Source organism: Pantoea sp. EKM21T (genome assembly GCF_011800405.1).
In the GTDB taxonomy this organism is placed as follows: domain Bacteria; phylum Pseudomonadota; class Gammaproteobacteria; order Enterobacterales; family Enterobacteriaceae; genus Pantoea; species Pantoea agglomerans.
This window is the reverse complement of record NZ_JAALFV010000008.1, coordinates 232,796-251,613: the sequence shown is the minus strand read 5'-3', so window position 1 is coordinate 251,613 and position 18,818 is coordinate 232,796. Positions and strand designations below refer to the sequence as shown.

18 protein-coding genes are annotated in these 18,818 nt (G+C 55.8%); 3 read left to right on the top strand and 15 right to left on the bottom strand.

Annotated elements, in window-relative coordinates:
• Positions 1-153: 153 nt before the first annotated feature.
• Genes hemG through pepQ form a run of 4 tightly spaced genes read right to left on the bottom strand, consistent with a single transcriptional unit; the run spans position 154 to position 4,137 of the window.
• A complete protein-coding gene (gene hemG / locus HFD87_RS17805) occupies positions 154-687 on the bottom strand; it encodes a menaquinone-dependent protoporphyrinogen IX dehydrogenase (protein ID WP_033773286.1) in 534 nt (177 codons plus the stop codon).
• Positions 688-704: 17 nt separating this feature from the next.
• Entirely contained in the window at positions 705-2,156 is a 1,452-nt protein-coding gene (trkH, locus tag HFD87_RS17800; protein ID WP_010257200.1) for a Trk system potassium transporter TrkH, read from the bottom strand.
• Between the two features lie 32 nt (positions 2,157-2,188).
• The gene (locus HFD87_RS17795) at positions 2,189-2,806 is read right to left on the bottom strand and encodes an IMPACT family protein (protein WP_010257205.1); all 618 of its coding nucleotides are present in this window, start codon (positions 2,804-2,806) and stop codon (positions 2,189-2,191) included.
• Positions 2,806-4,137, bottom strand: coding sequence for a Xaa-Pro dipeptidase (pepQ, locus tag HFD87_RS17790; RefSeq protein WP_122889811.1), 1,332 nt, complete (start codon positions 4,135-4,137; stop codon positions 2,806-2,808). Before pepQ ends, HFD87_RS17795 begins: the two co-directional genes overlap by 1 nt.
• 186 nt (positions 4,138-4,323) lie before the next feature.
• On the opposite strand from pepQ, the gene fadB reads away from it, so the two are divergent.
• The gene (gene fadB / locus HFD87_RS17785) at positions 4,324-6,507 is read left to right on the top strand and encodes a fatty acid oxidation complex subunit alpha FadB (RefSeq protein WP_167423734.1); all 2,184 of its coding nucleotides are present in this window, start codon (positions 4,324-4,326) and stop codon (positions 6,505-6,507) included.
• Positions 6,508-6,517: 10 nt separating this feature from the next.
• Entirely contained in the window at positions 6,518-7,681 is a 1,164-nt protein-coding gene (gene fadA, locus HFD87_RS17780; protein WP_167423733.1) for an acetyl-CoA C-acyltransferase FadA, read from the top strand.
• A gap of 80 nt (positions 7,682-7,761) precedes the next feature.
• Here fadA and fre read toward each other — a convergent pair whose 3' ends face one another.
• The 3 genes from fre to pepE form a co-directional block, all read right to left on the bottom strand.
• Entirely contained in the window at positions 7,762-8,463 is a 702-nt protein-coding gene (gene fre / locus HFD87_RS17775) for an NAD(P)H-flavin reductase (RefSeq protein WP_010257219.1), read from the bottom strand.
• 41 nt (positions 8,464-8,504) lie between these two features.
• Positions 8,505-9,989 carry a 4-hydroxy-3-polyprenylbenzoate decarboxylase gene (ubiD, locus tag HFD87_RS17770; protein WP_010257222.1) on the bottom strand — a complete coding sequence of 495 codons (1,485 nt, stop codon included), beginning with the start codon at positions 9,987-9,989 and terminating at the stop codon, positions 8,505-8,507.
• Positions 9,990-10,069: 80 nt separating this feature from the next.
• On the bottom strand, positions 10,070-10,795 hold the full coding sequence (gene pepE, locus HFD87_RS17765; RefSeq protein WP_010257226.1) for a dipeptidase PepE: 726 nt from the start codon (positions 10,793-10,795) through the stop codon (positions 10,070-10,072).
• A 206-nt stretch (positions 10,796-11,001) separates the two neighbouring features.
• Between pepE and rfaH the strand changes: the two genes are divergently transcribed.
• Positions 11,002-11,490 carry a transcription/translation regulatory transformer protein RfaH gene (gene rfaH, locus HFD87_RS17760; protein WP_010257230.1) on the top strand — a complete coding sequence of 163 codons (489 nt, stop codon included), beginning with the start codon at positions 11,002-11,004 and terminating at the stop codon, positions 11,488-11,490.
• Here the strand turns inward: rfaH and tatD are convergent.
• The 8 genes from tatD to rmuC all read right to left on the bottom strand — a co-directional run bounded on the left by tatD (position 11,487) and on the right by rmuC (position 18,733).
• Positions 11,487-12,269, bottom strand: coding sequence for a 3'-5' ssDNA/RNA exonuclease TatD (gene tatD / locus HFD87_RS17755; RefSeq protein WP_010257234.1), 783 nt, complete (start codon positions 12,267-12,269; stop codon positions 11,487-11,489). The genes rfaH and tatD overlap by 4 nt on opposite strands.
• A gap of 88 nt (positions 12,270-12,357) precedes the next feature.
• Positions 12,358-13,116, bottom strand: a complete 759-nt coding sequence (gene tatC / locus HFD87_RS17750; protein WP_062759643.1) for a Sec-independent protein translocase subunit TatC — start codon at positions 13,114-13,116, stop codon at positions 12,358-12,360.
• Entirely contained in the window at positions 13,116-13,781 is a 666-nt protein-coding gene (tatB, locus tag HFD87_RS17745; protein ID WP_033759483.1) for a Sec-independent protein translocase protein TatB, read from the bottom strand. The genes tatC and tatB overlap by 1 nt, the downstream gene beginning before the upstream one ends.
• Positions 13,782-13,784: 3 nt before the next feature.
• Positions 13,785-14,039: a Sec-independent protein translocase subunit TatA gene (gene tatA / locus HFD87_RS17740; RefSeq protein WP_010257244.1), complete on the bottom strand. Its 255-nt coding sequence runs from the start codon at positions 14,037-14,039 to the stop codon at positions 13,785-13,787.
• Positions 14,040-14,148: 109 nt separating this feature from the next.
• On the bottom strand, positions 14,149-15,786 hold the full coding sequence (ubiB, locus tag HFD87_RS17735) for a ubiquinone biosynthesis regulatory protein kinase UbiB (protein WP_010257248.1): 1,638 nt from the start codon (positions 15,784-15,786) through the stop codon (positions 14,149-14,151).
• A complete protein-coding gene (locus HFD87_RS17730) occupies positions 15,783-16,388 on the bottom strand; it encodes an SCP2 domain-containing protein (protein ID WP_010257253.1) in 606 nt (201 codons plus the stop codon). The genes ubiB and HFD87_RS17730 overlap by 4 nt, the downstream gene beginning before the upstream one ends.
• A gap of 11 nt (positions 16,389-16,399) precedes the next feature.
• Entirely contained in the window at positions 16,400-17,158 is a 759-nt protein-coding gene (gene ubiE, locus HFD87_RS17725) for a bifunctional demethylmenaquinone methyltransferase/2-methoxy-6-polyprenyl-1,4-benzoquinol methylase UbiE (RefSeq protein ID WP_008926452.1), read from the bottom strand.
• Positions 17,159-17,233: 75 nt separating this feature from the next.
• A complete protein-coding gene (gene rmuC, locus HFD87_RS17720; protein ID WP_060681469.1) occupies positions 17,234-18,733 on the bottom strand; it encodes a DNA recombination protein RmuC in 1,500 nt (499 codons plus the stop codon).
• Positions 18,734-18,818: the final 85 nt, after the last annotated feature.

Sequence of the window (18,818 nt, the reverse complement as noted above, 5' to 3'; positions counted from 1 at the left end):
GGCGGCGCAGTCTCCTGTGCCTCCTGACCCGTTTTCCGTTTCCGGTTTGCCGTGTCAGTGGAGGCGCATTATAGGGAGTTCGCGCGGGCTGACAAGTGTTTATTACGAAAAGATTATCGTTCGCAGTAATTTTCATCAAATCGCGCTATTTCGCTACGATTTGCCTGGTAACTGTGCAAAATCATTGGCAAAAGTGCTTACCTGCTGCCAGTCCGTATACTCCACTTCTTTCGTCGAATCTGTCTCACCACCGGTCATGCGCATAATCAACTGAATCATGACGCGATCGAACCAGCGATAGCGCGGATAATAGAGCGCGCCTGCGAACACGGCACAGCAATCAGGCTGCCACGGCGAGTGTGCCAGGAACTTCTGCGTATAGGCATTGGTTTCAGGAGAGCGCTTCTCAGGTTTGCGCGCCGTCAGGTTCACCGAAAAGAAACCGCTGGTACGCTGCTGCAACTCATGAAGGTGTTGTTTAACGAACTTATCAACGACCGGCTGAAAATGGCCATAGCGGATAGATGCGCCAATTAACACGCGATCATACTGTGCCCAGTCAGGCAGAGTGGCATCCTGAATGTTCAGTACATCACACTGCTGCTGCTGGCGGATCACATCAGCAATAGAAGAGGCAATCTTCTTGGTTTGTCCGTCGCGAGTGGAATAGAGAATCAGCGCTTTCATGTCAGCATCCTTATTAATTATTCACGCCAGAAAGTAGGCGTGAACAGCACCAGCAAGGTGAATACCTCGAGACGCCCGAACAACATGGTGGAAATAAGAATCCATTTCGCCACGTCATTCATTGAAGTGAAGTTATCAGCTACGACCCCTAAGCCAGGGCCGAGGTTATTGAGCGTCGCGGCAACGGCAGCAAAAGCCGAGAAGTCATCAACACCGGTAGCGATGATCGCCAGCATGCTGATCAGGAACACCAGCGCATAAGCCGAGAAGAATCCCCATACGGCTTCAAGGATACGTTCCGGCAGCGCCCGGTTGCCCAGCTTAATGGTGTAGACCGCATTGGGGTGAACCAGACGCTTAAGCTCACGGTTACCCTGCTTGCATAACAGCAGTATGCGAATCACCTTCAGACCACCGCCGGTTGAACCGGCACAGCCGCCGATAAAGGCGGAGCACAACAGCAGTACCGGCAGGAACAATGGCCAGCGTGCGATGCTGTCGGTCGTGAATCCCGCCGTCGTCGCCATGGAGACCACCTGGAAAAAGGCCTGGTTCAGCGTCTGCCAGCCACTTTCATAGACATTATGGAACCAGAGCACCAGGGTACAGATCAACACCAGCGTCAGCTGAACGCCAATAAACATGCGGAACTCAGGGTCGCGCCAGTACACACGCAGATTGCGTCCGCTTAACATGGCAAAGTGCAGGCCGTAGTTGCAGCCGGAGATCAGCAGAAACACCGCCACGATGGTATTGATAGTGCCACTGTTAAAATAGCCGATACTGGCATCATGGGTTGAGAAGCCGCCAATGGCGATAGTCGAGAAACTGTGGCCGATAGCATCAAACGCTGGCATTCCCGCCAGCCACAATGCCAGCGCACAGGCTATCGTCAGCAGGACGTAGATCAGCCAGAGTGTTTTAGCCGTCTCGGCGATACGCGGTCGCATTTTATTATCTTTCAGCGGCCCCGGCATTTCAGCGCGATAGAGCTGCATGCCCCCGACGCCCAGAATCGGCAGTATCGCCACGGCTAATACGATGATCCCCATACCGCCCAGCCACTGCAGCATCTGCCGATAGAAGAGAATCGCCTTAGGCAACGAGTCCAGCCCCACCAGCGTGGTGGCACCGGTGGTTGTCAGGCCAGAGAAAGATTCAAAGAACGCATCCGTCACCGAAAGATGCGGCTGTTCGGCAAAGATAAAGGGCATCGCCCCTACGCTGCCCAGCACCGTCCAGAACAGGACCACAATCAGAAACCCTTCCCGCGGTTTGAGTTCGGTTTTCTTTTTGCGATTCGGCCACCACAGCAGCGAGCCGATCACCAGCGCCATCATAAAAGTCTGGCTAAACGCCCGCCCTGCGCCATCGCGATAAATTAAGGCGACCAGGCCGGGCAAAATCATCGTCACTGAAAAGAGGATCACCAGCAGACCGACTATGCGGGTAATGGCGCGAAAGTGCATTCAGCCGTTCCTTTAAATAAAAGAGATGAACATCATGGTGTGAGCGGGATCAGCGATAACGCGCCCCGACTAAAGTCTGACAGATTTTTTTTGAACCCGTCGATCTGTCCGTAAGGTACAGCCAGCGTCAACGCAATACGATCCTGAAACTGGCTGTCGGTCACCTTACCTTCAAAACGCTGTACCAGCCGTTCAATATCACTGAGCTGCGCATAGTCACATTGCAAAGTGAACAGCTTCATCGGCACTTTGCGCTGCCGTGGCAGCTGCTTAAGCCCCTGCTGGACGCCACCACCATACGCTTTCACTAAGCCGCCGGTTCCCAGCATGATGCCGCCGTAGTAACGCACCACCACAGCGGTAATCTCGCCAATATCCGCGCCCATCAGTTGCGCCAGCATCGGTTTCCCTGCCGTACCCGAAGGTTCACCATCATCAGAGAAACCGAGTTGCTGAGAATCATTCGGCGCGCCCGCTACCCAGGCCCAGCAGTGATGCCGGGCAGTGGGATGCTCGCTTTTAACCTGCTGGACAAACGCGCGCGCCGCCTCTGCACCCTCGGTGTGCGCCAGTAGCGTAATGAAGCGACTCTTTTTAATTGTCTCCTCACTGCTGCTTACTGGCACAGCGGGAATATCAAAGGCCTCCATCAGGCCAGATGCAGATCGCGGGTCATGTTCTCAACGCGATGCGCATGGATCACCACGTTATCCTCGATACGAATCCCGCCATAAGGCCGAAGCGCATCAATGACCTGCCAGTTAAAGTGCTGACTGAAACGACCTTCACGCAGCGGCTTCAGTAACGAATCAATAATATAGAAGCCCGGCTCAATGGTTAATACCATGCCCGGTTGCAGCACGCGGGTGCAGCGAAGATAAGGATATTGCGCTGGCGCGGCGAGATGGGTGCCCTGCTCATCCTGCATAAAACCGGCAACGTCATGGACCTGCAGACCCAGCGGATGCCCCAGGCCATGTGGCATAAACGGACCGGTCAGATCTTCAGCCACCAGCGCTTCTTCGCTGATTCCCTGAACCAGCTCAAACTTCAGCAACATCTTCGCAATACGCTGATGCATCTGAAGGTGGTAATCGGTGTAGCGTACGCCCGGTTTCAGCGTGGCTATCAGGGCCAGCTCTTCAGTGTTCATCGCCTCAACCATTCTGGCATAGAGCGAACTGCTCTGCGCCGCATAGCTGCGGGTCAAATCAGCGGCATAGCCAAGATACTCGGCACCCGCATCAATCAAAAAGCTATGGCGTTTCGCCGGTGGCTGATGATCCAGCCGGGTGTAGTGCAGCACCGCAGCGTGCTCATTCAGCGCAATGATATTGCCGTAAGGTACATCGGTGTCGCGATGACCGGTAGCGGTCAGATACGCCTGATTGATATCGAACTCACTTAAGCCCGCCGAGAACGCCTCTTTCGCCGCGCGATGACCGGCAACCGCCAGCTTCTGCGCCTGGCGCAGACAGGCGAGTTCATAATCAGTTTTGATGCTGCGATGGAAGTGCAGGAAGTCGATTACCGCTTTGGGATTAATATTGCCAGAGGCGATGCCGAGCTGAGACGCACGCGCGTTAACCGGGCCGATATAGGCGACGTTATCACGCTGTGCAGGCAGCAACTGCGCTATCTCATCCGCATTTTTCAGGCCGATAACGTCGACATCCCCGGTCCAGAAGCTATCCGGCAACGGTTCAACGTTATGCCAGTAATCCACCGGAGAGTAGAACCACAGTTTCGGTTTGTTCACCCCATCAATCCAGAGCCAGCAGTTGGGCACCTGCGTCACCGGCACCCAGGCCTTGAACTGCGGATTCACCTTAAACGGATAAGTGTGATCATCCAGAAACACCGTCAACAACTCACCGGAATGGATCAACATCGCATCCAGTTTATTGCGTGCCAGCACCTGCTGCGCCCGTTGTTGCAACGTGGCGATGTGCGCGTGATACAAGGTCTTCAGTGAATCCATTGACGTCTCTCCAGTGTCGCGAAATGGCCGCAGTTTAGCATACCCCTTGCGCAGATGCCGAAGTCGGCGCAGCTGTGATCTTGTTAGCAAATAAGCAAAGACCAGTTTGCAAAAAATTAACATCGCTCCCACACTCACGATCATCTGGTATGACCAGATCACCTTTCGCGGTTTCAGGAGACGCACATGCTCTACCAAGGCGCTAACCTTACTCTTCACTGGCTGGACGATGGCATCGCCGAGCTGGTTTTTGACGCTACGGGCTCGGTCAACAAGCTCGATACGCAAACTGTCGCCAGCCTGGGCGAGGCAATAGCTGTGCTGGAGCAGCAGCCAGAACTGCGCGGCCTGCTGCTGAGCTCCGCTAAACCTGCATTTATTGTAGGGGCAGATATCACCGAGTTCCTTTCACTGTTTGATGCACCCACCGAAAAGCTGAGCCAGTGGCTGAGTTACGCCAACAGCATCTTCAATCGTCTGGAAGATTTGCCGGTACCGACTCTGGCCGCCATTGACGGCTATGCACTGGGCGGCGGATGTGAATGCGTACTGGCAACCGATCTGCGTATCGCTACTGCGGACGCCCGTATTGGCCTGCCGGAAACCAAACTCGGCATCATGCCGGGATTTGGCGGCAGCGTGCGATTGCCGCGCCTGCTGGGCGCCGACAGTGCGCTGGAAATTATTGCGGCGGGAAAAGATGTCGATGGCAATGCCGCTCTTAAACTCGGTCTGGTCGATGCCGTGGTGTCTCGCGAGAAACTGCGTGAGGCGGGAATCACCATGCTTAAGGTCGCTGCCACTGATGGCAGCTGGCGCGCCCGCCGGGCCCCTAAGCTGGCTCCGCTGAAACTCAGCCCGATTGAAGCGGCCATGAGCTTCACTATCGCGAAAGCCATGGTGCTGCAAACCGCAGGCAAGCATTATCCCGCTCCGCTGATGGCGGTAAAAACCATTGAAGCTGCAGCCAGCCTTAGCCGCGATGACGCGCTGAAGCTTGAAACCGCAGCGTTTGTGCCGCTGGCCCAGTCTGATGAAGCACGCGCGCTGGTCGGCATCTTCCTCAACGACCAGTATGTGAAAGGTCTGGCGAAAAAGCGCGGCAGCGAAAGCGGCGCACCCGCTCAGGCAGCGGTACTGGGCGCAGGCATCATGGGTGGCGGCATCAGCTACCAGTCTGCGTGGAAAGGCGTGCCGGTCAGAATGAAAGATATTAATCCACAGGCGTTAACGCTGGGGATGAACGAAGCCAGCAAGCTGCTCAATAAGCTGCTGGAACGCGGCAAAATCGACGGCAACAAACTCGCCAGTGTGATCGCCACTATCCAGCCCACGCTGGATTACGCCGGTTTTGAACAGGCTGATGTGGTGGTTGAAGCGGTGGTAGAAAACCCGCTGATCAAGGCAAAAGTGCTGGCGGAAACCGAACAACATCTGCGTGAAGATGCGATTCTGGCCTCCAATACCTCGACCATTCCCATCAGCCAGCTGGCGCAGGCGCTGCAGCGTCCTGAAAACTTCTGCGGCATGCACTTCTTCAATCCGGTACCGCGTATGCCGCTGGTAGAGGTGGTTCGTGGCGAGAAAACCAGTGAAGCGACCCTGAGCAAAGTGGTGGCCTGGGCCAGCAAAATGGGCAAAACCCCGATCGTAGTGAATGACTGTCCGGGCTTCTTTGTTAACCGGGTGCTGTTCCCTTACTTCGCCGCTTTCAGCCTGCTGCTGCGCGACGGCGCCGATTTCCGTCAGATTGATAAAGTGATGGAAAAACAGTTTGGCTGGCCGATGGGCCCCTCATGGCTGCTGGATGTGGTCGGCATCGATACCGCGCACCACGCGCAAAGCGTCATGGCTGACGGTTTCCCGGATCGTATGAAGCATGACTATCGTGATGCGATCGATCTGCTGTTTGATGCCGGTCGTTTTGGCCAGAAAAATGGCAAAGGCTTCTGGCGCTGGGAAGAAGATAAAAAGGGCAAACTGACAAAAGTGGCTGATACCGAAGTGGATACGCTGCTGGAGCAGGTCTGCCAGCCTAAGCGGGTCTTCAGCGACGAAGAGATCCTGAATCGCATGATGCTGCCAATGCTGAATGAAGTAGTGCGCTGCCTGGAAGAGAAGATTATTGCCTCGCCAGCGGAAGCGGATATGGCGCTGGTCTATGGTCTCGGCTTCCCGCCTTTCCGTGGCGGCGCTTTCCGCTATCTCGATACCCTGGGCAACAGCAATGTGGTGGATCAGGCCCGGCGTTATAGCGCGCTCGGTGGCTTATATGCCCTGCCTGCGCTGCTGGTGCAGAAAGCCCATCAGCATGAAAGCTGGTATCCCGCCGCCAAACCGATTGATGAAGCCGCGCTGAAAAGCGCCTGAGGGCAAAAAGATGGAAAATGTGGTGATTATTGATGCGGTGCGCACGCCAATGGGACGTTCAAAAGGCGGCGCCTTTCGTCACGTGCGCGCTGAAGATCTCTCTGCGCACCTGATGCGCGAACTCCTGAGCCGCAACCCGGCGGTGAACCCGACATCACTGGACGATATCGTCTGGGGCTGCGTACAGCAGACGCTGGAACAGGGATTTAATATCGCGCGTAACGCTGCGCTGCTGGCCGAAATCCCGCATTCAGTGCCGGCCACCACCGTCAACCGACTTTGTGGCTCTTCAATGCAGGCGCTGCATGATGCGGCCCGCGCCATTATGGTCGGCGATGCGCAGTGCTGTCTGATCGGTGGCGTGGAGCATATGGGACATGTGCCGATGAATCACGGCGTCGACTTTCATCCCGGTCTGGGCCGTACTGTGGCAAAAGCAGCAGGCATGATGGGCTTAACGGCTGAAATGCTGGCGCGAATGCATCATATCAGCCGTGAGCAGCAGGATGCATTTGCCCTGCGTTCACACCAGCGGGCCTGGCAGGCCACCCAGCGTGGGGACTTTGCAACAGAGATTGTCGCCACCTATGGTCACGACAGCGACGGCATTCTTAAACGCTATGACTTCGATGAGGTGATTCGCGAGGAGACCAGCGCCGAAGGACTGGCGGCACTCAAACCCGCCTTCGATCCGGTTAACGGCACCGTCACGGCGGGTACGTCGTCGGCGTTGTCAGATGGCGCGGCCGCCATGCTGGTCATGAGTGAATCACGCGCCCGTGAACTGGGGCTGACACCGCGTGCGCGCATCCGCAGCATGGCGGTGGTGGGCTGTGATCCTTCGATAATGGGTTATGGACCGGTACCGGCCAGCAAACTGGCATTGAAACGGGCGGGACTGAGCGTCAGTGATATCGATGTGTTTGAGCTGAATGAAGCCTTTTCCGCGCAGACGCTGCCCTGCATCAAGGACTTAGGTTTGCTGGAACGGATAGATGATAAGGTCAATCTGAATGGCGGCGCGATTGCGTTAGGCCATCCGCTGGGCTGCTCCGGCGCACGCATCAGCACAACGTTGCTGAATATTATGGAGCGACGCGACGCCCGTTTTGGCCTCGCCACCATGTGCATCGGACTGGGTCAGGGCATTGCGACCGTATTCGAGCGTCTGTAATACGTTGAGTCTTACTTTGCCAGATTTACCCGCCGTAAACCGGCGGGTTTTTTCTGTCTGCTACAGGCTGCTACAGGGAATCAGATAAAGGCAAACGCATCGCCATACATCTGTGACTCCACTGCGCCACGCTCGGCACAGAAACGATCGCGGGCAATCTTCGCCATCTCAAAACGTCCGGCGATGTAGATCTCATGCTCGCTCAGCGTACTGAAGTCCTGCATTACTGCTGTCAGTACCGTACCTGAACGGCCCTGCCAGCCCGCTTCAGGTTGCTCGACAACCGGAATCACCTTCAGGTTCGGGTGCTTCACTGCCAGCGCATCCAGCTCTTCCAGATCGTACAAATGCTTGAGCTCACGTCCGCCCCAGTAAATGGCGATATCGCGCTCTGGCTGTTCCGCCAGTGCAGTGAGCAGAATCGAACGGGCATAGGAGAAACCGGTGCCGCCTGCAATCAGGATCAGCGGCTTGCTGCTCTCTTCACGCAGCCAGGCATCGCCGTGCGGCATATCAACCGTAATCTGGCGATCGTTACGGATGCGATCCATGACGGCCATGGCATAGAGGTTCAGATCGGACGCGCCGATATGCAACTCAATGATATCTTTTTCCATCGGCGTTGAGGCCAGTGAGAACGGACGCTTGTCACGCTCGTCCATCACTACCATCAGATACTGTCCCGCGCGAAAACTGAATTCCGCTTCAGGGATCAGGCGAACGCGATAGACCGTGTCGGTAATCGCCTCAACCGAAGTTACTTTACAGCTTAACGTTGTCATGCGTTCCCTCTGTCGGGTCGTCTTTATGGTTGTGCTCGCCATCAACGCTGTGGCGGCTGATCAAAAATACCTAGCTCATCCCAGATAGCATCAATGCGCGCGGTGACCGCAGGATCTTTGACGATAGGTGTACCCCATTCGCGCTGCGTTTCACCTGGCCACTTATTGGTCGCATCCATCCCCATCTTCGATCCCAGCCCGGAAACGGGCGAAGCGAAATCGAGATAATCGATTGGGGTATTTTCCACTAATACCGTATCGCGGGCCGGATCCATACGCGTGGTGATCGCCCAGATCACGTCGTTCCAGTCACGCGCATTAACGTCATCGTCACACACAATAACAAATTTGGTGTACATGAACTGCCGCAGAAACGACCAGACGCCAAACATGACACGTTTGGCATGCCCCGCGTACTGCTTTTTAATCGTCACGACCGCCAGCCGGTATGAACATCCTTCTGGCGGCAGATAGAAGTCCACGATCTCCGGGAACTGCTTCACCAGAATCGGCACCAGCACTTCATTCAGCGCCACACCCAGCACCGCAGGTTCATCTGGCGGACGGCCGGTATAGGTGGAGTGATAGATAGGCTTATGGCGCTGCGTAATATGCGTAACGGTAAACACCGGGAAGCTATCTACTTCATTGTAGTAGCCGGTGTGGTCGCCGTAAGGCCCTTCCGGCGCCATATCGCCCGCTTCAATATACCCTTCCAGCACGATTTCCGCGCTGGCGGGGACTTCGAGATCGTTCGAGAGGCATTTCACCACTTCGGTTTTATTGCCGCGCAGCAACCCGGCGAACGCATATTCTGACAGCGTATCAGGCACCGGCGTTACAGCTCCAAGGATAGTGGCGGGATCGGCACCCAGCGCCACCGAGACCGGAAAACGCTCACCCGGATGCGCTTTCGTCCACTCCAGATAATCGAGCGCGCCGCCACGGTGCGACAGCCAGCGCATAATCAGCCGATTTTTGCCGATCACCTGCTGCCGGTAGATACCGAGATTCTGCCGCTCTTTGTGCGGGCCGCGCGTCACGGTCAGCCCCCACGTAATCAGCGGTGCCGCATCGCCCGGCCAGCACTTCATCACCGGAATACGCGTCAAATCGACTTCATCGCCGCTGAACACCTCTTCCTGACAGGGTGCATTGCGCAGGCGTTTGGTCGGCATGTTCAGGACCTGCTTAAACTGCGGCATCTTATCGAACAGATCGCGGAAGCCTTTTGGCGGCTCCGGCTCTTTCAGGAAGGCCAGCAGTTTACCCACTTCACGCAGTGCGCTGACCTCTTCCTGGCCCATGCCCATTGCCACACGCTTTGGTGTGCCGAACAGATTGCACAGCACCGGCATGTCGTACCCTTTCGGGTTTTCAAACAGCAGAGCCGGGCCACCGGCACGCAGAGTGCGGTCGGCGATTTCGGTCATTTCCAGTTCAGGATCGATCGACTGGGTAATGCGCTTTAGCTCACCGCGCTGTTCGAGCAGCGCGAGAAAGTCTCTTAAATCGTGATATTTCATGCGGCTTTAGCTTTCCGGCCAGAGTGAATCGGCCATTATAGGTCTGATTAAGCGGTTATGCTGAGGTTTATATGGCAGCGTCATACGCACTGAAAGGGAACCAGCGGTTGTAACGCGCGGGCATCGTGATACCCCTGAATCGGCTCGCCGTGGCGAAACAGTTTAAAATCTTCGTTTCGCACGCTGTGATAGCGCAGCTGATTGTCGTGAACGTGCAGAAAACTGCCTTCACGCAGTGCAATCACCGACTCTGTCGGATTAACTGCACAGAACTCTGCCAGCCGTTCGTCACGGGTTTCGCCCATATGACCGCTGACGCTGGCATCCAGATAGTGGGGATTAATCTGCACCGGAAAGAGTCCCAGCGCAGGCAGCACCACGCTGCTGCGCACCGGCATATCGTTCGTGGTACGGATTGAGGGCGTCGCCACGTTGCAGCCTGCGCTCCAGCCGACATAAGGTACCTGCCGCTCCCGCACCGCGCGCTGAATCGCCCCGATCAGACCCTGCTCATGCAGCATCTGATTCAGGAACCACGTGTTGCCGCCGCTGACTAAAATCAGCTCTGCCTGCGCAATCGCTTCAGCCGGTGAGGCGAATGCCTGAACCCGCTCAACCTGAATGCCCAGTGAGGCACTGAGTTCGGCGGCGCGTTGCTGCTGATCGCCACGAATAATCGCGTAGGGGATCAGTACCGCCGAGCGGATAGCGCGTCGGGCGATCATGGCGTGCAGCTGCGGCTGCGCATAGCCCAGCAGCGGCGCATCATCCGCCAGCTTGCCGTTGCTCAACAGAAAGAGTTCCATCAGAGGATCCTTTTGCAGATGTGATGGTCATTGAGTCTGATACAGAGCAATAGCAGACGTCAATTTTCAGTCACCTTTTCTGCTGCCCTCTGGCATCTTAAGAAAAGTCTCAGTTTATTTTCTTTGCGGGACGCTTTACCCTGCCCCTGCGCTATAACTCTGGCAACAGGTTTGCTATTCTTAGCGTCCATTCAATGGGAGCAGTTATGGAATCCTGGTACTTACTCTATTGCAAACGTGGACAGCTACTGCGCGCGAAGGAGCATCTGGAGCGGCAGGAAGTGCATTGCCTCAGCCCGATGATCGCTCTGGAAAAGATCGTGCGCGGTAAACGCACCACCGTGAGTGAGCCACTGTTCCCGAATTATCTGTTTATCGAGTTTGATCCGGAAGCCATTCACACCACGACGATCAGCAGCACCCGTGGCGTCAGCCACTTCGTGCGCTTTGGCACGACGCCCGCGACAGTGCCTTCAGCCGTGATTGAAGCGCTGGAAACAGACGTCCCGCAAATCCTGCTTGACCCTGAAACGCCGCAAAGCGGTGATGAAGTGGTCATCACCGACGGGACGTTTGAAGGGCTGCGCGCTATCTTTGCCGAGCCGGATGGTGAAACGCGCTCAATTCTGTTGCTTAATTTGCTGAACAAGCAGGTAATGCGCAGCGTCGACAACAAGCAGTTTCGCAAGATTTAAGCCAGTCTGAATAACGTCCGCGCATTATGGTCGATGCGGGTCGCCAGTTCCTCAGCACTCTCACCACGCCATGTCGCCACCTGGTGCACAATATGCGGTAAAAAGCAGGGTTCATTACGGCGCGAAGTCGGGCGTGGACGCATGTCGCGCGGCAGCAGATATGGGGCATCCGTTTCCAGCAGCAGGCGATCGGCCGGAATCAGTGGCAGCAGCTCGCGCAACTCCAGACCACGGCGCTCATCGCATACCCAGCCCGTAATCCCTACCGATAATCCCATGCCCAGACAGGCTTCCAGTTCATCACGCGTGCCGGTAAAGCAGTGGATCACCGCGCCAGGCAATTTTGGCAGCCAGGGCGCCAGTACTGCGGCGAAACGCGCATGGGCTTCGCGGCAGTGCAGAAAGACCGGCATATTGAGTTCCGCCGCCAGAGCCAGCTGCGCATCAAACGCATACTCCTGCTGCTCATGAGCCGACAGATTGCGATTGAAATCGAGTCCGCATTCACCGATGGCAACCACTTCCGGTTTTTCAGCCAGGCGACGCAGGGTGCTGGCAATTTCCGTTGACCATTCGCTGGCATGATGAGGATGGACGCCCGCGGTAGACCAACAGAAGCCCGCTTGATCTTCAGCCAGTCGCTGAGCCTGCTGGCTCTCCAGCGCGTTAGTGCCGGTAATAAGCATGCCGGTGACGCCCGCATCACGCGCGCGTTTAACCACCTTTTGCCGGTCGGAGGCGAATTGCGTGCTGGTCAGGTTTACACCGATATCAAACATAATTTTTCCCACAGTTTATAAACAAAAACCGCCCATCAGGGCGGTTTGGATTAATCGCTTCCCGCCAGTGCGGGTAAAGCTGTCCGCATCAGGAGTCGGTATTCTCTTCTTCATCCTGTAACCGGCGGCCTTTACCCACATAGTAACGGGAAAAGAATACGCCGACTTCAAACAGGCAGTACATCGGAATAGCGAGCAAAGTTTGGGAAAAAACATCCGGCGGTGTGAGCAACATCCCGACCACGAAGGCGCCCACCAGAATATAGGGACGTTTCTTCTTCAACTCTTCCGGGCTGGTGATACCGGTCCAGCACAGCAACACAATCGCCACCGGCACTTCAAACGCCACGCCAAATGCCATAAACAGCGTCATGACAAAGTCGAGGTATTTGGAGATATCCGTTGCTACAGTCACGCCGATCGGCGCTGTCTTGGTGAAAAAACCAAATGCCAGCGGGAAGACCACGAAATAGGCAAAGGCCACGCCGAAGTAGAACAGGAAGGTGCTGGAAAACAGCAGCGGCATAACCAGCCTGCGCTCATGACGGTAAAGCGCCGGGGCGACAAATGCCCAGACCTGATAGAGGATCACCGGCACCGCAAGAAACACCGACACAATAATGGTCAGCTTAATCGGGGTGAAAAACGGTGAGGCCACATCGGTCGCGATCATGCTGGAGCCCACCGGCATCTGGCTGATTAGCGGTGCCGCGACCAGCTGGTAGATGTCGTTGGCGAAATAAACCAGCACCAGGAAAATCCCTAATACGGCGATGATGCAGTTCAGTAGTCGCTTACGCAGCTCAATCAGATGACTGATGAGCGGTTGGGTATCTTCAACGGCCATTATCGTTCATCACTTGCAGAAGAGGGGGTAGCGGAATGACGCGCAGGATCTGCCGGCCTGGCAACGTCGCCAGCGGGCGCCTGTGCCGGTGCGCTGGCCACAGCGGTTGGTGCGGCAGAGGACTGCACCGCCGGACCTGATGAAACCGCTGAAGAAGCCGGTGCAGGAGCATTGGCGACGGCAGAAGGTGCGGCAGAGGGCTGCACCGCCGGGCCTGAGTCTGAAACCGCAGACGGTGTCTGTGCCGGGGCACTGGCCTGATGTTCTGCTGTAGCCGGTGTCGCCGAAGGCTCAGCCGGAGCAGGCGCGGGCCTGTGCTGAGCCGAATGGATGGTGTTTGCCTCGTCTTCCTCTTTTTCAATGTCGATGCTCTGACTGACCGAGCGTTTCATTGAATCCGCAGTTTTACGCAGCTCTTCCATCGACTCTTTCAGCTCAGGTGAGAGCGTGCCACGGCCCGCTTCTTCCACCTTTTTCAGGCTCTCCTGCAACTCCTGCAGCTTGAGCTCCTGCGCCAGTTCATGTTGTACATTGGCTGCCAGCGAACGAATCGCCCTGATCCAGCCGACCACGGTTTTCACCGCAACCGGTAAACGTTGCGGGCCGAGTACAATCAGCCCGATCACGAACACCAATACCAGTTCACTAAAACCAATATCAAACACGGTTTACACCTGCTTGTCGTTCTTGGCTTCTTCTTTGTTAGCCGAAGTTTGCTGTTTGTCCGCCAGCGTTTTGGCAGCGAAGTCAGCGTCCTGCTCTTTCGGTTGATCCTTTTTGTCGTCCTCGTCACCCATGGCTTTTTTGAAGCCACGAATCGAAGAACCCAAATCTGAACCCAGATTACGTAATTTGTTGGTACCGAACAGAAGTACAACAATCACGGCAATGATTAACAATTGCCAGATACTGATACCGCCCATGAGATAGCCTCTAATATTCTGTGAAAACGATGAGGTAATGCACCACAGAGTGCCCTTTTCAACCGGGCCTGAGCCAGCGACATTACCTTTTTTTAGACGGACGTGACAATCAGTTTGTCTTACGCCAGCCGATTAACCAGGAGACAATTCCTGCGGCCATCAAAACCGCCGGGAAAAAGTCCCAATCCGGTCGGGTGAGCAGCACAGCCGTTCCGCTTAACAGCAACGTTGCACCGACGCCGAACAGGTAACGCGCCTGATGGTGCCGGACGCGCTGCGCATTCATATCGCCCACTAATTTATCGACGCTGTGCCGCAAAAGTTTGTGCTGGCGCATGCTGTCGTAAAACAGCTCCGGCAGCTCAGGGAGCTTCTCAGCCCAGAATGGCGCTTTCTCTTTTACCGCACGGATAATAGCCGGTAATCCCACCTGATCTTTGATCCACTCTTCCAGGAAGGGCTTGGCTGTCTTCCACAGGTCGAGCTGCGGATAGAGCTGACGGCCGATGCCTTCAACATAGAGCAGCGTTTTTTGCAGCAGGACCAGCTGCGGCTGCACTTCCATATTAAAGCGGCGTGCGGTGTTGAACAGGTTCAGCAGCACATGCCCGAAGGAGATTTCAGCCAGCGGTTTTTCAAAAATCGGCTCGCAGACCGTACGAATCGCAAACTCGAAATCTTCTACGTTGGTATCGGGCGGCACCCAGCCTGAGTCAACGTGCAACTCCGCGACCTTACGGTAGTCACGGTTGAAGAAGGCGATAAAGTTTTCAGCCAGATAGCGCTTATCTTCTTTGTTCAGTGAACCCACGATACCGCAGTCGATGCCGATATATTGTGGATCTTCCGGATGTTCATAGCTGACAAAAATATTGCCAGGATGCATATCCGCATGGAAGAAGCTGTCGCGGAAGACCTGGGTGAAGAAGACCTGCACGCCACGTTCTGCCAGCAGCTTCATATTAACGCCATGACGCTCCAGCGTGGCAACATCTGAAATCGGAATGCCGTAGATGCGCTCCATCACCATCATGGTTTCGCTGCAGTAGTCGGAATAGACTTCCGGCACATAGAGCATGCGGCTATCTTCAAAATTCCGGCGCAACTGAATGGCGTTGGCCGCTTCACGTAACAGATTCAGCTCATCAAGCAGGGTTTTCTCATAATCGCGCACCACCTCGACCGGACGCAGACGACGGCCATCCGGCAACAGGCGCGGGACCCAGCGGGCCAGGCGATAGATCAGCTTCATGTCCGCCCGAATCACCGGCAAAATATCGGGGCGAATCACTTTGATCACCACTTTCTTGCCAGTTGATTTCAGCGTGGCGGTGTGCACCTGCGCAATGGATGCCGAAGCCAGTGGCTTGATATCAAAATCATCAAACCAGGTTTCAATCGGCGCGCCCATTGAAGCTTCAATCTGCGCTTTGGCTTTGACGCCATCGAACGGCGCAACACGGTCCTGCAGGATCGCCAGTTGATCGGCAATCAGCGGCGGGAAGAGATCACGACGGGTCGACAGCATCTGGCCAAACTTGATCCAGACCGGACCCAGCTGCTCCATCGCCATGCGCATACGTGCGCCGATCGGTTCATGCTGATGCAGATTAGGGATCCAGAAAACAGAGCGACGCCACAGGCGGAACAGGAAAGTGAGGCGTGTCTGAGGAATCAGTTCATCAAGGCCATAGGTCAGAAACACCTTCATGATCAGATATAAGCGGCGGATCTCTCCAAAACTCATTTTGCCTCCAGCTGCGCCAGACGCGCATCAAGCGCCTCAAGCGAACGTTCCATCGCGTCGACCTCCTCAGAAAACCAGGCTAATTCCAGCGAGCCAGGCGCAACACGCCACTCTTCGGTTATGGCCTGTCCGAGATAATCCTGGCGACGCTGCACTTCACCTTTGAAAAAGCGTAATGCCTGTTGTGAGCGCTGGCTGATCCCCTGTGCGGCGATATCGCCGACCCAGGGAGCCAGATATTCTGCCGGATCCAGCTCAGCCAGATCCATCAGCGCAGAGAACTGCTGCACCACCTGCAGGTCACCTTCAACCTGCAGTTCACCGCTACGGATCAGCGGCGTCAGCTGCTGGCGATCGCGCAGCTTCGGCAGGGTTTTCAGCGAGGTGATCACCGTGCAGTCACTGCGATCCTGCCAGTCAGCCAACACATCGACCTGCTGTTCACTGAAGACCAGCACCAGCGGATGAGAGAACTCATTCAGGCGCAGCGTCAGCACTTTGCCATTCAGGCGTTGCCGCGCCGGTTTCAGGCCACGATCGCGATAGAGAATACGGTTCAGCGCCGTTTCCAGGCCCGCGGTAATCAAGGGCGTCAGGTTCATTACCATCTCACTCAGAACTTAAATCCACGATGCAGCGCCACAATGCCGCCGGTCATATTGGAGTAAGTGGTATTTTCAAAACCGACATCGTTCATCATCGCTTTCAGGGTCTCCTGATCGGGATGCATGCGGATCGATTCGGCCAGATAGCGATAGCTCTCTGCATCCTGCGCCACCAGCTGTCCGATACGCGGCAGAATGTGGAACGAGTAGGCGTCATACGCTTTGCTCAGCGGATCCAGAACGGGTTTAGAGAACTCCAGCACCAGCAGGCGTCCGCCCGGCTTGAGTACCCGGAACATAGAGGCCAGCGCCTTCTCTTTTTCCGTAACGTTACGCAGGCCAAAAGAGATGGTAATGCAGTCGAAATAGTTATCAGGGAAAGGCAGGGCTTCGGCATTGGCCTGTACGTAACTCACGTTGCCGACCACGCCCTGATTGCGCAGCTTTTCGCGGCCCATCTTCAGCATGGAACTGTTGATATCGGCCAGTACAACCTGACCCGTTTCGCCCACCAGGCGAGAAAATTTAGCCGTCAGATCGCCGGTACCCCCCGCCAGATCCAACACGCGCTGACCGCGACGTACGCCGCTGCTGTCAATGGTAAAACGCTTCCAGATACGATGGACGCCAAACGACATCAAATCGTTCATCAGGTCATATTTTGCCGCTACGGAGTGAAACACGTCCGCGACTTTGTCAGCTTTTTCGCTTTTGGCAACCGTCTGAAAGCCAAAATGGGTAGTTTCCTGCTGTGATTCATCTGCCATCGGTTTTACCTGCTCCACAAACAATACTTCCCGAAGTGTATCAGAGTCACGGAAGTCAGGCACGCTGCGCCCATACTATTCGTGGAGGCGCCTCACATGCATCTCACTCTCATCCGCATCACTGTCATCATCTGCGTCATCAGCCGCCCGGTTTTCCGGCATGGCTCGTTCGGCCAGCTGAGGATTAATTGGTCGTTTGATCTCCACACCCAGCGCACGAAATCCTTCAGTCTGCGCAATCAGGTTGCCGCGCCCTTCTGACAGCTTTTTCATCGCCTCGCGATAGCTGTTCTGCGCCTTGTCCAGGCTGTGACCAATGCCGCTCATGTCATCGACAAACAGCCGCATCTTGTCATAGAGCCGCGTTGCCCGATCGGCAATACGCTGTGCATTGCGGCTCTGATGCTCATAGCGCCACAGATTATTAATGGTACGCAACGCCACCAGCAGCGTGGTGGGGCTGACCAGCATGATGTTCTGCTGCAGCGCCTCACCAATCAGCTCAGGCTGGCGGTCAATGGCCAGCAAAAAGGCGGGCTCCACCGGGATAAACATCAGCACATAATCCAGCGATCGTAAGCCGGGCAATTGTTGATAATCTTTTCGTCCCAGCAGGCGGATGTGCGCCCGCATGGCAGCGACATGTTCCTGAATAGCCTGCTCTCGTACGATCTCATCATCCGCATTGAAGTAGCGCTCATAGGCCACCAGCGTCATTTTGGCGTCCACCACCACATCTTTGCCCTGCGGCAGGCGCACAATCACATCCGGCTGCATCCTGCCCTGCTGTTCTGACTGAATGCTCACCTGGGTTTCATATTCGTAGCCTTCACGCAGTCCGGAAGCTTCCAGTACCCGGCTCAGCACCACTTCACCCCAGTTACCCTGGATTTTATTATCGCCCTTCAGCGCTTTGGTCAGGTTAAGCGCCTCCTGCGCCATCTGCGCATTCAGCTGCTGTAACTGCCGGATTTCATGGGTCAGGGTATGTCGCTCACGCGCTTCTGCGCCAAAGCTTTCATGAACCTGACGACGGAAGCCATCAAGCTGTTCACGCAACGGACCAATCAGCCCGTCCAGACTTTGCCGGTTCTGTTCATCGACGCGACGGCCGCTGTTTTCGAAAATACGGTTGGCGAGGTTTTCAAACTGGGCGCTAAGGCGTTGTTCGCTGTTGGTCAGCAGGCGCTGTTTCTCTTCTGCGGCGAAACGGGTCTCTTCAAGGCGAATGGTCACCTCACGCAGCTCCGCTTCCTGTGCGCTGTTGACCTCCAGCTGATTGCGCAGTTCACGATTAAGCTGCTCACTTTCATTACGCCAGTAATCAAGCTGTTGCAGTCGCTCATTGGCGCCGCTCAGCGCGCCGTGCAGCTGACGAAGCTCCTGCTCACGCTGCTGCGTCTGCTGCTGAAGCTGTTCGATCTGCTGCTGCTGACGCTGTTGCGCCTCTTCCTGCAGACGGCGCTCGGTCTGGAAACTGGCGACCTGATGGCCGGCACGTAACTGTGCCAGCATCCAGCCAATCCCTAACCCGGCAAGCGCCAGACAGGCGCTGATAATGATGTGCTGATCCATGATTTCCCCCGCGACTCAGGCTGCTGAGGGAAAGGTAGAGTCGCACTGTATGAATGTCCAGATAATTTTAGCAGGATTCAGCGCC

Excerpts from the sequence above, each read along its gene's own strand:
- fadA (WP_167423733.1), top strand. The coding sequence starts at position 6,518 with ATGGAAAATGTGGTGATTATTGATGCGGTGCGCACGCCAATGGGACGT.
- hemG (WP_033773286.1), bottom strand. The coding sequence starts at position 687 with ATGAAAGCGCTGATTCTCTATTCCACTCGCGACGGACAAACCAAGAAG.
- tatD (WP_010257234.1), bottom strand. The coding sequence starts at position 12,269 with ATGTTTGATATCGGTGTAAACCTGACCAGCACGCAATTCGCCTCCGAC.
- ubiD (WP_010257222.1), bottom strand. The coding sequence starts at position 9,989 with ATGAAATATCACGATTTAAGAGACTTTCTCGCGCTGCTCGAACAGCGC.
- pepE (WP_010257226.1), bottom strand. The coding sequence starts at position 10,795 with ATGGAACTCTTTCTGTTGAGCAACGGCAAGCTGGCGGATGATGCGCCG.
- tatA (WP_010257244.1), bottom strand. The coding sequence starts at position 14,039 with ATGGGCGGTATCAGTATCTGGCAATTGTTAATCATTGCCGTGATTGTT.
- fre (WP_010257219.1), bottom strand. The coding sequence starts at position 8,463 with ATGACAACGTTAAGCTGTAAAGTAACTTCGGTTGAGGCGATTACCGAC.
- tatC (WP_062759643.1), bottom strand. The coding sequence starts at position 13,116 with ATGGCCGTTGAAGATACCCAACCGCTCATCAGTCATCTGATTGAGCTG.
- fadB (WP_167423734.1), top strand. The coding sequence starts at position 4,324 with ATGCTCTACCAAGGCGCTAACCTTACTCTTCACTGGCTGGACGATGGC.
- pepQ (WP_122889811.1), bottom strand. The coding sequence starts at position 4,137 with ATGGATTCACTGAAGACCTTGTATCACGCGCACATCGCCACGTTGCAA.
- HFD87_RS17730 (WP_010257253.1), bottom strand. The coding sequence starts at position 16,388 with ATGAACCTGACGCCCTTGATTACCGCGGGCCTGGAAACGGCGCTGAAC.
- trkH (WP_010257200.1), bottom strand. The coding sequence starts at position 2,156 with ATGCACTTTCGCGCCATTACCCGCATAGTCGGTCTGCTGGTGATCCTC.
- ubiE (WP_008926452.1), bottom strand. The coding sequence starts at position 17,158 with ATGGCAGATGAATCACAGCAGGAAACTACCCATTTTGGCTTTCAGACG.
- rmuC (WP_060681469.1), bottom strand. The coding sequence starts at position 18,733 with ATGGATCAGCACATCATTATCAGCGCCTGTCTGGCGCTTGCCGGGTTA.
- HFD87_RS17795 (WP_010257205.1), bottom strand. The coding sequence starts at position 2,806 with ATGGAGGCCTTTGATATTCCCGCTGTGCCAGTAAGCAGCAGTGAGGAG.
- ubiB (WP_010257248.1), bottom strand. The coding sequence starts at position 15,786 with ATGAGTTTTGGAGAGATCCGCCGCTTATATCTGATCATGAAGGTGTTT.
- rfaH (WP_010257230.1), top strand. The coding sequence starts at position 11,002 with ATGGAATCCTGGTACTTACTCTATTGCAAACGTGGACAGCTACTGCGC.